Origin of the sequence: Paracoccus sp. ME4 (genome assembly GCF_046736325.1) — a bacterium.
GTDB lineage: Bacteria > Pseudomonadota > Alphaproteobacteria > Rhodobacterales > Rhodobacteraceae > Paracoccus.
Window position 1 is genome coordinate 914,690 of sequence record NZ_CP151276.1, and the last position, 12,105, is coordinate 926,794.

9 protein-coding genes and 1 pseudogene are annotated in these 12,105 nt (G+C 65.0%); 5 read left to right on the top strand and 5 right to left on the bottom strand.

Annotation, left to right across the window (positions count from 1 at the left end):
* Positions 1-684 precede the first annotated feature (684 nt).
* Genes AACG61_RS04675 through AACG61_RS04690 form a run of 4 tightly spaced genes read right to left on the bottom strand, consistent with a single transcriptional unit; the run spans position 685 to position 3,789 of the window.
* The gene (locus AACG61_RS04675; protein ID WP_411838850.1) at positions 685-1,449 is read right to left on the bottom strand and encodes an ABC transporter ATP-binding protein; all 765 of its coding nucleotides are present in this window, start codon (positions 1,447-1,449) and stop codon (positions 685-687) included.
* Positions 1,446-2,486, bottom strand: coding sequence for a FecCD family ABC transporter permease (locus AACG61_RS04680; protein WP_411838851.1), 1,041 nt, complete (start codon positions 2,484-2,486; stop codon positions 1,446-1,448). Before AACG61_RS04680 ends, AACG61_RS04675 begins: the two co-directional genes overlap by 4 nt.
* Complete coding sequence (locus AACG61_RS04685; protein WP_411838852.1) at positions 2,483-3,520, bottom strand: ABC transporter substrate-binding protein; 1,038 nt, start codon at positions 3,518-3,520, stop codon at positions 2,483-2,485. Before AACG61_RS04685 ends, AACG61_RS04680 begins: the two co-directional genes overlap by 4 nt.
* Before the next feature lie 2 nt (positions 3,521-3,522).
* The gene (locus AACG61_RS04690) at positions 3,523-3,789 is read right to left on the bottom strand and encodes a hypothetical protein (protein WP_411838853.1); all 267 of its coding nucleotides are present in this window, start codon (positions 3,787-3,789) and stop codon (positions 3,523-3,525) included.
* Positions 3,790-4,359: 570 nt separating this feature from the next.
* On the opposite strand from AACG61_RS04690, the gene AACG61_RS04695 reads away from it, so the two are divergent.
* The 3 genes and pseudogenes from AACG61_RS04695 to AACG61_RS04705 form a co-directional block, all read left to right on the top strand.
* Entirely contained in the window at positions 4,360-4,929 is a 570-nt protein-coding gene (locus tag AACG61_RS04695; RefSeq protein WP_411838855.1) for a type 1 glutamine amidotransferase domain-containing protein, read from the top strand.
* Between the two features lie 431 nt (positions 4,930-5,360).
* Positions 5,361-6,440 (top strand): DUF475 domain-containing protein, encoded by a 1,080-nt coding sequence (locus AACG61_RS04700; protein WP_411838856.1) that lies wholly within the window; start codon positions 5,361-5,363, stop codon positions 6,438-6,440.
* A gap of 216 nt (positions 6,441-6,656) precedes the next feature.
* Positions 6,657-7,237, top strand: a pseudogene (locus tag AACG61_RS04705) (DDE-type integrase/transposase/recombinase); the annotation flags it as partial.
* 86 nt (positions 7,238-7,323) lie between these two features.
* Here AACG61_RS04705 and AACG61_RS04710 read toward each other — a convergent pair.
* Positions 7,324-8,646 carry an MFS transporter gene (locus tag AACG61_RS04710; RefSeq protein ID WP_411838857.1) on the bottom strand — a complete coding sequence of 441 codons (1,323 nt, stop codon included), beginning with the start codon at positions 8,644-8,646 and terminating at the stop codon, positions 7,324-7,326.
* 230 nt (positions 8,647-8,876) lie between these two features.
* Between AACG61_RS04710 and cyoA the strand changes: the two genes are divergently transcribed.
* Together cyoA and cyoB are read left to right on the top strand one after the other, a co-directional pair.
* Positions 8,877-10,073, top strand: coding sequence for a ubiquinol oxidase subunit II (cyoA, locus tag AACG61_RS04715; protein WP_411838858.1), 1,197 nt, complete (start codon positions 8,877-8,879; stop codon positions 10,071-10,073).
* A 22-nt stretch (positions 10,074-10,095) separates the two neighbouring features.
* Positions 10,096-12,099, top strand: coding sequence for a cytochrome o ubiquinol oxidase subunit I (cyoB, locus tag AACG61_RS04720; protein ID WP_411838859.1), 2,004 nt, complete (start codon positions 10,096-10,098; stop codon positions 12,097-12,099).
* Positions 12,100-12,105: the final 6 nt, after the last annotated feature.

Consider the following 12,105-nt stretch of genomic DNA (forward strand, 5'->3'; position numbering starts at 1 on the left):
TCCTGCATGCATCGACCCCGTTCCGCCGGCGCGGACAGGCAATTCCTGCCGCCTTTCGCAAGCGGAACTCATGACCGATGAATGGGCGCAGATTTTCACGCTGAGCGAATGGAATGTCAAAACTTGGTCAGAAAGCTCCGGTGAGGTTTAGCCAATGATTTGGATCACGGGGGTGACGGTGTGTCGAACGTGCTGATCACGAAAGTTGTGGCGGGGCGGATAAAGGCGGCGGATCGGACGGCGTCGAACTCTCCGTTCCGGCAGGCTCCTTCCGCGAGGGGGACCATCCGATGTCTCGGCGGACGCCGATGCCCTCTCCAGCAATTTCGGCTTTGCTCCGGGTAAGATGCGAAGGCGTCGTTGCCTCCACCAGCCGCAGCAGGCGGATCGCGGAGAATGAGGCCAACGCTGCCGCCGCGCCCATCAGGGAGCGCAGGGCATGCCCGAGCGGGCGCGTGGCAGTCAGCCCGCAGGAAGGACGACCGACCACCACTGCAATGCCGCAAACGGGATCATCGCGAAGGTGGATCGGAAGACGACCGGCTCGGAAGGGACAGGGTCTCCAGCGACGGTGATGCCGGCCCCACTGACGGCAGAGACCGATGTCGTCGCAACGCGCGGGAGGATGCCCCGCGCCTCCTCTCTGCAGGGCATCGCAGGATGCGGACCGGCTGGGCGCACGGGTCACGCGACCCTGTAACGGATATGGGGCCGTCCCGTCTGCGGCTCGCAGGTGACCTCGGACTCCACCCGGAAGACCTCGCGCAACAGAGGCGGTGTCAACACATCCGCAGGCGTTCCGCAGGCCACCACGGCCCCGGCCTGCAGCACCATGATCCGGTCGCAGAACGTGGCGGCAAGGTTCAGGTCATGCAGGGCGATGACGCTGGTCAGGTCGAACTGCCGCACCATGCGCAGGATCTCGATCTGATGGTGAATGTCGAGATGGTTCGTCGGCTCGTCGAGGACCATCACCTGCGGGTCTTGGGCAAGCGCACGCGCGATGTGGACACGCTGGCGTTCACCGCCCGACAGGGTTTGCCAAGGCTGCGCTTGGCGATCCACCATGTCCACGCGTTCCAGCGCGGCCGAGACCGCGGCCTCGTCCGCGGAGGTCCAGCCTGCCAGCGCCGACCGGTGGGGTGTGCGGCCCAACCGGACGACATCACGGACGGAGACATTGGTGTCGGTCGTGACGTTCTGCTGGACGAAGGCCAGTCGCCGCGCCAAGGCCCTGCGCGAGATATGCGCGATGTCCTGTCCCAGAACCTCGACCCGACCGGACAGGGGGGCCTTCAGCCCGGACAGAAGCCTGAGCAGCGAGGACTTTCCCGATCCGTTGGGGCCGATCAGGCCAAGGGTTTCGCCCTTGGCGACCGTCAGAGAGACGTCATTGACGATCGTCCTCCGCTGCACGCCCCAGACGAGGTTCTGCGCCGTCACGGTCATGTCCGCGGCCTTGCGCGATACAGGATGACGGCAAAGAAGGGCACGCCCACCAGGGCCGTCACGACCCCGATGGGGATGGTCTGCTGTTCGGCCACCACGCGTGAGGCGATGTCGGCCAGTACCAGGAACACGGCCCCCACGGCTGCGCAGGCAGGCAGAAGACGCAGGTGCAGGGGGCCCACGATGTAGCGCGCGGCATGCGGCACCACGAGGCCGACGAAGCCGATGGTCCCGACCATGCTGACGATCGTGGCCGTCATCAGCGCCGTCACGCCGAACAGGATCAGCCGGATGCGCGCCACCGGCACACCAAGCGACGCCGCGTCCTCGTCGCCGAAGGTGAAGGCATCCAGCGATCGCGCCATGAGCAGGCAGATCGCAAGGCCGATGGCCACCACGACGACCAGCAGCTGGAAATCCGGCCAGCGCACCCCGCCGAAACTGCCCAGAAGCCAGAACATCACGTCGCGTGCCTGCTGGGCGTTGCCCGACGTGGTGACGATGTAGGAGGTCAGCGCGTTGAACAGCTGCGAGGCGGCGACGCCGGCAAGGATGGTGTGGTTCGGACCGCTCGTGGCGCCGTTCGACAGAAGCGCCACCAGCGCGAAGGCCGAAAAGGCGCCGGCAAAGGCCCCCATCGACAAGGACAGGCTGCCAGCCCCGATCCCCAGCACGATCACCGCCACCGCCCCGGTCGAGGCTCCGGCCGACACGCCCAGCACGAACGGTTCGGCAAGCGCGTTCCGCAGAAGCGCCTGCAGGATCGCCCCGCAGATCGCCAGCCCCGCGCCCGCCAGCGCCGCGACGAGCGCCCGGCTCAGCCGCAGATCCCAGACCACGCTCTGCTCGATCGGCGGGATGTCGACCGTGGTCAGGCCCAGCCCGTTGGTCACGGACAGGAACACCGTGCCGACGCCGATCCTGTAATCGCCGATCGCGGCCGCAAAGGCGACCGCGATGGCAAGCAGAACCAGGACAGCCCCGAGGAACAGGGCAAGGGTCCTCGCCCCGCCCTGCCGTGTTCCCGCATCCGTCATGGCAGATCGAAAGTCCGCAGCTGCGCGGCCAGTTGCTCGGCGCCATAGAGTGTGTTGACCGACGGGTTCATCGACGCCCCGCTCATCACCGCGATCCGTCCGGCCTTGACCGCATCCATCTGGCTGACCGCCGGATCGGTGGTCAGGAAGTCGATCTTGGCCTGGGATTCGTCCAAGGCCCAACGCTCGCGGTCGACCTGAGCCGCGACGATCACCGTGGGGTTCGCGGCCATGATGCCCTCCCACCCGAGCGCGGGCCATTCGGCCTCCGTCTTCAACGCATTCGATCCGCCGAGAAGATCGGCAATGTAGCCGGAGGGGCCGTTGCCACCCGCCAGATAGGCGTCGTCCGAGGGCGAGGTCGAGGAGAACCAGAACAGGAACGTCAGGTCGTCACGTTGCGCAAACTCCTCGCGCAAGCTTGCTTCACGCGCCTTCAGATCCGCTATCACCGCCTGTCCGCGGTCCTGCACGTCGTAGATCCGCGCCATATCCTCGATCTCCTGGTAGAGAAGCTCCATGTTCCAGAGGGTCTCGCGCAGGCCGTAGATGCTCGTGTCGCTGCTTCCGGTCGCGTTGTCGACATCGGTCATAGTGGTGCATGCACTGGGCGACAGATAGGTCGGAATGCCAAGTCTCTCGAAATCCTCGCGTTTCGCCACCTTGCTGTCGGCACCGAGAAGCGTCACCAGCATTGCCGGGACGAAATCGGGCTGCTGGGCAAGGATCGCCTCGAGCGTGGGAAACTCGACGGTCAGGACCTCGACCTTGTCGTAGGCGGCCTCGAGCTCCGGAAGGACCCGATTGGGCCAGAATGCGGTGCCGGCCATTCTGTCCTCAAGCCCGAGCAGGAACAGAATCTCGGCGCTGTTATGGCCAAGCGCGACCGTCCGTTCGGGCGCCTTGTCGAATGTCACCTGCTGGCCGCAGTTCTCGATCGTCAGGGGATAGGTCGTCGCCTCGGCCAGCGCGGCGGTGGACAGCAGGGCTGCGGCGAGGCCGCCGAGAGCCGCGAGACAGGTGATGGTGCGCATGGTCACAGAATTCCCGACAAAAAGGATTGGCTGCGGCGTAGACAGTTGGTCTGTGAAATACAAGAGTTTTTGTCGGCATTTCCGTGGCCGCTGTGTCCGGCGCATATGCGGCAACCGAACCGATGGAATGCAAGCGTCTCCGTTGCGGTCAACGGTGGAACGTGCCGCGGGAGACGCAGACCGATATCAATCGTGCCTTGGCCATCATTGATGGTGCCCATCAAGGCCTCTTCGACATTGCCTGTTTTGGTGCCGCAGAAGCGGATCATGCGGCGACCTTCCGCATGATGTGGGATCGGTGTCCGGAGAAGTGGATTGAGACGGTTGCTCTACCAGGTCGTTCGTCATCGAAGCATCTGAACGATCTGACCTATCGCAAGATCACTTGTCCAATTGAGCATCTGGATAGGTGCGTGCTCTTTGCCTTCGTTCAGAGTGAGGACAGTTGCTCGCCCTCGCGAACATAGGCACCGCAAAGATGGATACTTCCCGACGAGCGCCTAGCGCGAAGATAACTTGAACTGAGACACCCCCCGTCAAACTTTCAGGTCGACCGCTTTTTGAGGGCCCAACCCATGAGTTCCTTGGTGCGCAACGCCGGGTGGCCGTCTGCGATGGCCGTCAGTGCACCTCCCAGGAAAGCGCAGGGTGTGAGGTCGCCGAGGGACCTTAGCCGATGCGTCAGTTCGGAAGGCAAGCTTGGCCCTGTCACGCAAGGCGCCGTGAAAGTTTCGAGGATGCATCGTGGCTTGCGCGCCATCCTGTCGACGCGCAGGAACCCTTCCCCCGGAGGGCCGCGTTCCATCAGCGAACGAATTGCTGCCGAAAAGGAACGCCCCATGAAACTGGATGGAAAGAACATCGCCCTGCTGATCTCTCCCCGCGGAACCGAGGAGCCGGAGTTCTCCAAGCCTCTGGCCGCGTTGCGCGACGCCGGTGCCAAGGTCACGGTCGTCAGCACCCAGACCGGCACCGCGAAAACGGTGAACGGCGATCTGGACCCGGGGTCGGAGCATCAGGTGGACAGCGCGGTCGGGTCGGTTTCGGCCCGCGACTTCCACGGCCTGGTCATTCCGGGCGGCACCGTGGGCGCGGATACGCTGCGCGCGGACAAGGATGTGGTGGCCTTCGTTCACGACTTCTTCTCGCAGGGCAAGCCCGTCGGTGCCATCTGCCACGCCCCTTGGGTCCTGATCGAGGCCGGTGTCTTGAAGGGGCGGACCATCACCTCCTATCCCAGCCTCAAGACCGACATCACCAATGCCGGCGCGACCTGGGTGGACAAGGAGGTCATGACCGACAGCGGTCTGGTGACCAGCCGCAACCCGGACGACCTGCCCGCCTTCTGCGCCAAGCTGATCGAGGAGTTCGGCGAAGGGCGCCACGAGGACCAGACCCGCAGCGCCTGAGGCATCACCCGCGCCCGTCATCCGTGACGGGCGCGTCTCCCTTCCGACGGATGATCTGGTCCTGCCCCCTTGTGGACGCCAGACCTCGCGCCCACAGGGCTGTGTATCTCTGTGGCTGCGATGCTGCAGTCATACTGGTGCAATCGTGCCATCGCAGTCTTGGTCGGTTTTGCGACGCACTGTCACCGACCCGACAAGATTACCACGAAGCCCGTGCCTCCCGCTATCGACACGACCGCCAAATCCAAGATCCGCGGAATGGCGCTCATCGTGCGAAAGCTGAACGAATGGCTTGCCGAATCTTCCCGTAGGACACATTGTCGCAGGGCGTCGTGAACGCATCGAGTGGTGTCCGGGCCCCTCTGACGAAAGTGGCGGCGCTTTCGTGATGTCGGCACCTAGTTTCGGATTCACCGCCTGGACTTTTCCTCATGACACAGGACACCCTATCCGCCGCGCAGAAGCGCCCGGTCCTTTCCTATCTGAAATGGGCAATCATCGTCACCTTCCTGGGCCTGATCCTGGGCGCAGTGCTGGGATGGCAGACGACCGGCACGCTTGGGGGCATGCTGTCGATCCTGTTCATCGTCACGGTGCTGGCAGTGCTGGAGATCTCGTTGTCGTTCGACAACGCCATCGTGAACGCCAACAAGCTCAAGGACATGCAGCCGGTCTGGCAGCGCCGCTTCCTGACCTGGGGCATCCTGATCGCCGTCTTCGGCATGCGGATCGTGTTCCCGCTGCTGATCGTGGTGATCGCGGCGGGCATCGGCCCGTGGCAGGCGCTGGTGCTGGCCGCCAGCCAGCCCGATGAATATGCCCGCATCATGCATGACGCGCACCTGCCCATCGCCGCCTTCGGGGGGACGTTCCTGATGATGGTCGGGCTCAGCTTCTTCTTCGATCACGAAAAGGACGTGCACTGGGTCGGCTGGATCGAACATCACATGGCCAAGTACGCCTCGATCCGCGGGGTCGAGGTCGCGGTGGTCCTGCTGTTCGTCCTGGGCTTCTCGCAGATGCTGGAGGGTGCGGAGCGCACGACCTTCTTCACCGCCGCGATCTGGGGGCTGATGACCTTCCTGCTGGTCGAGGTTCTGGGCGGGCTGCTGGACAGCACGCAGGAGACCCTGCACGGTGCCGCGAAGGGCGGTCTGGGTGCGTTCCTGTACCTCGAGGTCCTGGACGCGTCCTTCAGCTTCGACGGCGTGATCGGGGCCTTCGCGCTCAGCCAGAACCTGTTCGTGATCGCGATCGGCCTGGGCATCGGGGCGATGTACGTGCGGTCCATGACCATCATGCTGGTCGAGAACAGCACCCTGTCGGAATACCGCTATCTGGAACACGGCGCCTTCTATGCGATCATCGCGCTGTCCGTGGTGATGTTCGCCCAGTCCCTGGTCCACATCCCGGAGGTCATCACCGGCCTGGGCGGTGCGACGCTGATTGGCATCTCGCTGTGGTCGTCGATCCGCTGGAATCGGCACGAGGCGCAGCTCGCCGCCCAGTGACGACCCGCCCTTCGGCCGCGCCCGACGCGGCCGAAGGTGTTCTGCAGGCTGAGACCTGGACCGTTTTACGCCGGAGTTTTCAGCGAAGCTTCATTTGCCGGGAGTGGAGCTGAGAGCGATGAGACCAGCGCGGTTCACGGTGCCCCGAAACACGCTTTTGTCCTGAAGCATTGTTGGGAAGGCACGCCGGCGGTCGAGGTCTGCCGGAGGACGGGGATCAGTGATTTCACCTGCGTCGCCAGTTGGCAGGGGTTCGTCTAGTTCGCCTTCGTCACTGATGCCTATGCCCGCAAGATCGTCGGTCACCGCGCCAGAACGTCCGCCCAGACCGGTTTCGTTCTGGATGCCTTGAGCAGGCGGTCCACGACCGGCGGCCGAAAACGGCCTTGGGGCTGGTCCATCATGGTGACCGCGGCTCGCAACATCTATCCATTCGCTACACCGAGAGGCTGGGCGACGCTGACATCGAACCCTCTGTCGGCAGTGTCGATGAGAGCGACGGCAAGGTCTTAGCCCAGACCATTCACTGCCTCTCCAAGTCCGAAGCAATCCATCGCCGAGGCCCTTGGCGCAGCTTCGAGAGCGTCGAATACGCGACGTTTGAATGGGTTGACTGGTTCAACAACCGCCGTCTGCTTGAGCCCATTGGGAATATCTCGCCAGCGAAAGCAGAAGCCAACTTCTACGCCGCTCTGGAGACTGAGGACATGGCCGAATCACTCACCACGACCAGCCTCCGGCAAGCCCGGCGCGGTTCACGGCGCTTCCTGTTCGAAGCCGACGATGGCTGTCGGTGACCTCATCACTGCCATCAATCGCCGTGCCGATTGGCAGGCGAGCCGGCCCCCGACGCCGTCCGGCGCCGGGGGGGGGGCTGCGAGTGTCACTCGTCCGTGATTTCCATGTCGCCGCGGCGGGACATCTGGATTGCGACGACGGTGCAGATGACGCCGGAGCCCAGATAGATCCCGGCCGCCCAGAGACCGAGGGCGCTGGACATGGAGAGCGCGGTCAGCGGGGCGAAGCCCGCACCGATCATCCAGGAGAGCGAGGCGACCAGCGCCGAGGCGGTGTAGCGGTTCTTCTTGCCGAAGAGCGACGCGATCACGCCCGAACTCTGCCCGAAGCTGAGGCCCAGGAGGGTGAAGCCAAGCACGATGTAGATCGTCGCACCCTCGCGTCCGGTGGCCAGGATCAGCGGACCAAGGATCGCGAAGACGCCGATGCCCACCGCGCCCAGCATCAGAAGCCGGCGCCGGCCCAACGCATCGGCGATGTAGCCCGAGGCGATGATCGACAGCAGTCCGGCCAGCGAGCCCCAGAGCAGCGAATAGAGCACTGCTTCGGGCGGGTTGTCGGAGTAGAGATAGCGCCACGACAGCGGGAAGATCGTCACCATGTGGAACATCGCGAAGCTTGCCAGCGGCATGAAGACGCCCAGGGCCATGGTGCGTCCGTCCTGGCGGAGCGTGGGGCGGATGCGCGAGGGGCGCAGCTCGCTGGAGTTCAGCATCTCGTCGAATTCGGGCGAGGCCACGATGCGCAGGCGGGCGAACAGCGCCACGACGTTGATCGCGAAGGCCACGAAGAACGGATAGCGCCAGCCCCAGTCCACGAACTCCTCGGCCGAGACGTTGATCAGCAGATAGGCATAGAGCAGCGCCGCGACCGCCAGGCCGATCGGCGCGCCCAGCTGCGGGATCATCGCGTAGAAGCCGCGCTTCTCGCGGTTGACCGACAGGGCCAGCAGCGACGGAAGCCCGTCCCAGGTGCCGCCCAAGGCCAGGCCCTGACCGATCCGCAGGACCGCCATGATGACGATCGCCCACCAGCCGAGCGTGTCGTAGCTGGGCACCAGGCCCATCGCCACGGTCGAGGTTCCCAGAAGGAACAGCGCGGCCGTCAGCTTGCCCTTGCGGCCGATCGCGCGGTCGACGGCCATGAAGATGACCGTGCCCACCGGTCGCGCCACGAAGGCCAGCGCCAGGAGCACGAACGAGGCCAGCGTGCCCTGCACCGGGTCCAGGAACCCGAACAGGCGCGCCGGAAAGACCAGCACGCAGGCGATGGAGAAGACGAAGAAGTCGAAGAACTCCGAGGTGCGGCCGATGATCACGCCGACCGCGATGTCGGACGGCGAGACGTGATGATCGTCCGCGTCCTGACCGGTATTGAGCCGGGAACCGGTATGGGTTGACGTCGCCATGGCAAGACGCCTCCTGCTAGCTGCTGCATCGACGCGGACCGCGCCGGATATGGCACTGCCTTGCCTGCAACGCGCGGGAAAGGAAATTGGACAAGTTGTCATAGGTCAACTTGTCCAATTCCGCCGGGCGCCCGGGCGCGCTACCTGCAGTCCAGACCCACGTCTCGACCCCCTGTGTCGAATCACCCGGCGCGCAGATGGCCGTGCCAATGACCCGGATTGACGAAGCTATGATGCGGATAATCAAGCGAACCCCGTGGCTGCTGCCCCTGATGATGCTATCGGCCTGCAAGGCCGAGGTCCTTGCGCCGACCGGCGACATCGCGTCCCAGCAGCGCGATCTTCTTGTCTGGGCGACGGGCATCATGCTGATCATCATCATCCCCGTGCTGGTGCTGGTCGCGCTGTTCGCCTGGCGCTATCGCGAGCGCAACCGCTCGGCCAGCTATGCGCCGGAATGGAGCCACTCGACCAAGCTGGAGCTGGTCATCTGGGCGATCCCGGCGCTGATCATCATCGCGCTTGGCGCGATGACCTGGGTGGGCACGCACCATCTGGACCCCTACCGCCCCATCCAGCGCATCTCGGCCGATCGGCCGCTGGAGGAAGGTCAGACCCCCCTGGTGGTCGAGACCGTGTCGCTCGACTGGAAATGGCTGTTCATCTATCCCGAGCAGGGCGTCGCGACCGTAAACGAGCTGGTCGTGCCGGTGGACCGCCCGATCGAGTTCCGCCTGACCTCCTCCTCGGTGATGAACGCCTTCTACATCCCGTCGATGGCGGGGATGATCTACTCGATGCCGGGCATGGAGACGACGCTGCACGGCATCTTCAACGCCGAGGGCACGTTCCAGGGCATGTCGTCGCACTATTCCGGCGCGGGCTTCTCGGGGATGCGCTTCAAGGCGAATGCCGTCCCCGCGGCCGAGTTCGAGGACTGGGCCGCCCGCACCCGCGAGGCGGAGGAGAGCCTGGACCGCACCGAATACCTGGCGCTGGCCCAGCCCTCCGAGAACGTGCCCCCGATGCAGTACGGCAGCGTCGATCCGCAGCTGTTCTCGCGCGTGGTGAACCTGTGCGTCGAGGACGGCAAGATGTGCATGGCCGAGATGATGGCCCTGGACGCGCAGGGCGGCATCGGCCTGGCGGGGACCGCCAACATGCAGGCCAGCGCGGCCGAGGGCGACATCCGCCGCGGCGACCGCGCACCCACCCTGGGGTGGCAGCCCTTCTACGTCACCGGCCTGTGCACGCCGGCCGAGGAGGAACTCATGCTGACGCTGCGGGCGGACCTGCCGCCGAACCCCATCAATCCCGCGCCGCTGCGCGGACACAGCCTGCCCCAACCGGGCACCGGCCTGGCAGACATGCTGCGCCCGCAGGCGCCGGTCCTGACCGGACTGCCGCAGCGCGCGGACGAGCTCTGAGCCGAGAGACAGGACAGAAATCATGGCCACGATCGACCACAGCACGACCTTTCTTCTTGGCCGTCTGAACCTCAGCGCAATCCCCCAGGACCCCATCGTGTGGGTCACCTTCGTCGTCGTCGCGATCGGCGGCGCAGGCCTTCTGGCGGTGCTGACCAAGTACCGCCTCTGGGGCTATCTCTGGCATGAGTGGTTCACATCCGTGGACCACAAGAAGATCGGCATCATGTACATGGTGCTCGCACTGGTCATGCTGGTGCGGGGCTTCTCGGACGCGATGCTGATGCGGCTCCAGTCGCTTCTGGCGTTCAACGGCTCGGAGGGCTACCTGAACGCGCATCACTACGACCAGATCTTCACCGCCCATGGCGTGATCATGATCTTCTTCGTGGCGATGCCCTTCATCACCGGCCTGATGAACTATCTGGTGCCGCTGCAGATCGGCGCGCGCGACGTGTCCTTCCCGTTCCTGAACAACCTGTCGTTCTGGCTGACGGCGGGCGGCGCGGTCATCATCATGGCCTCGCTGTTCGTGGGCGAGTTCGCGCAGACCGGCTGGCTGGCCTTCCCGCCGCTGTCGGGCATCGGCTTCAGCCCCTGGGTGGGCGTCGACTACTACATCTGGGGCCTGCAGGTCGCGGGTGTCGGCACCACGCTGTCGGGCATCAACCTGCTGGTGACCATCATCAAGATGCGCGCGCCGGGCATGGGCTACATGCGCATGCCGATCTTCACCTGGACCGCGCTCTGCACGAACGTGCTGATCGTTGCGTCCTTCCCGGTGCTGACGGTGACGCTGGTCCTGCTGACGCTGGACCGTTATGTCGGCACCAACTTCTTCACCAGCGATCTTGGCGGCAACGCCATGATGTACGTGAACCTGATCTGGATCTGGGGCCACCCGGAGGTCTACATCCTGATCCTGCCGCTGTTCGGCGTCTTCTCCGAGGTCACCGCGACCTTCTCGGGCAAGCGGCTGTTCGGCTATACCTCGATGGTCTATGCGACCGTCTGCATCACGGTCCTCAGCTACCTGGTCTGGCTGCACCACTTCTTCACGATGGGGTCCGGTGCGTCGGTCAACGCGTTCTTCGGCATCACGACCATGATCATCTCGGTGCCCACGGGGGCCAAGCTGTTCAACTGGATCTTCACCATGTATCGCGGCCGCATCCGGTTCGACCTGCCGATGATGTGGACGGTGGCCTTCATGCTGACCTTCACCGTCGGCGGCATGACGGGCGTGCTGCTGGCCGTGCCGCCGGCGGACTTCGTGCTGCACAACTCGCTGTTCCTGGTCGCGCATTTCCACAACGTGATCATCGGCGGCGTGCTGTTCGGCCTGTTCGCGGCCATCAACTTCTGGTGGCCCAAGGCCTTCGGCTTCACGCTGGACGTCTTCTGGGGCAAGGTCAGCTTCTGGCTGTGGGTCGTGGGCTTCTGGTTCGCCTTCATGCCGCTCTACATCCTGGGCCTGATGGGCGTGACGCGCCGGATGCGGGTCTTCGACGACCCGGACCTGTGGATCTGGTTCGCCATCTCGGGGCTTGGCGTCGCCATGGTCGCGGGCGGCATCGCGGCGATGTTCATGCAGTTCGGCGTCTCGATCTGGCGGCGCAAGGCGCTGGTCGACGACAGCGGCGATCCGTGGGACGGGCGCACGCTGGAATGGGCGACCTCGTCGCCCCCGCCGGCCTACAACTTCGCCTTCACCCCGGTCGTGCACGGCCTGGACGCCTGGAGCGACATGAAGCAGGTCGGCCAGGCCCGCCCCAAGGCCACCTATCTGCCCATCCACATGCCGCGCAACACCGGCACGGGGGTGATCCTGGCGGCCCTGGCCACGATCTGCGGCTTTGCGCTGGTGTGGTACATCTGGTGGCTGGCGGCGGCGTCCTTCCTGGGGCTGATCGCCGTCTCCATCGCCCACACGTTCAACTATGACCGCGACTTCCACATCCCGGCCGAAGAGGTTGCCCGGACCGAGGCCGCCCGCGACCGCCAGCTGGCGGCCCTGCGCGCCTGATCGGAG

What these genes read in the sequence shown, in the direction of transcription:
- AACG61_RS04675 (WP_411838850.1), bottom strand. Translation starts at nt 1,449, where the DNA reads ATGACCGTGACGGCGCAGAACCTCGTCTGGGGCGTGCAGCGGAGGACG.
- AACG61_RS04680 (WP_411838851.1), bottom strand. Translation starts at nt 2,486, where the DNA reads ATGACGGATGCGGGAACACGGCAGGGCGGGGCGAGGACCCTTGCCCTG.
- AACG61_RS04685 (WP_411838852.1), bottom strand. Translation starts at nt 3,520, where the DNA reads ATGCGCACCATCACCTGTCTCGCGGCTCTCGGCGGCCTCGCCGCAGCC.
- AACG61_RS04690 (WP_411838853.1), bottom strand. Translation starts at nt 3,789, where the DNA reads ATGATCCGCTTCTGCGGCACCAAAACAGGCAATGTCGAAGAGGCCTTG.
- AACG61_RS04695 (WP_411838855.1), top strand. Translation starts at nt 4,360, where the DNA reads ATGAAACTGGATGGAAAGAACATCGCCCTGCTGATCTCTCCCCGCGGA.
- AACG61_RS04700 (WP_411838856.1), top strand. Translation starts at nt 5,361, where the DNA reads ATGACACAGGACACCCTATCCGCCGCGCAGAAGCGCCCGGTCCTTTCC.
- AACG61_RS04710 (WP_411838857.1), bottom strand. Translation starts at nt 8,646, where the DNA reads ATGGCGACGTCAACCCATACCGGTTCCCGGCTCAATACCGGTCAGGAC.
- cyoA (WP_411838858.1), top strand. Translation starts at nt 8,877, where the DNA reads ATGATGCGGATAATCAAGCGAACCCCGTGGCTGCTGCCCCTGATGATG.
- cyoB (WP_411838859.1), top strand. Translation starts at nt 10,096, where the DNA reads ATGGCCACGATCGACCACAGCACGACCTTTCTTCTTGGCCGTCTGAAC.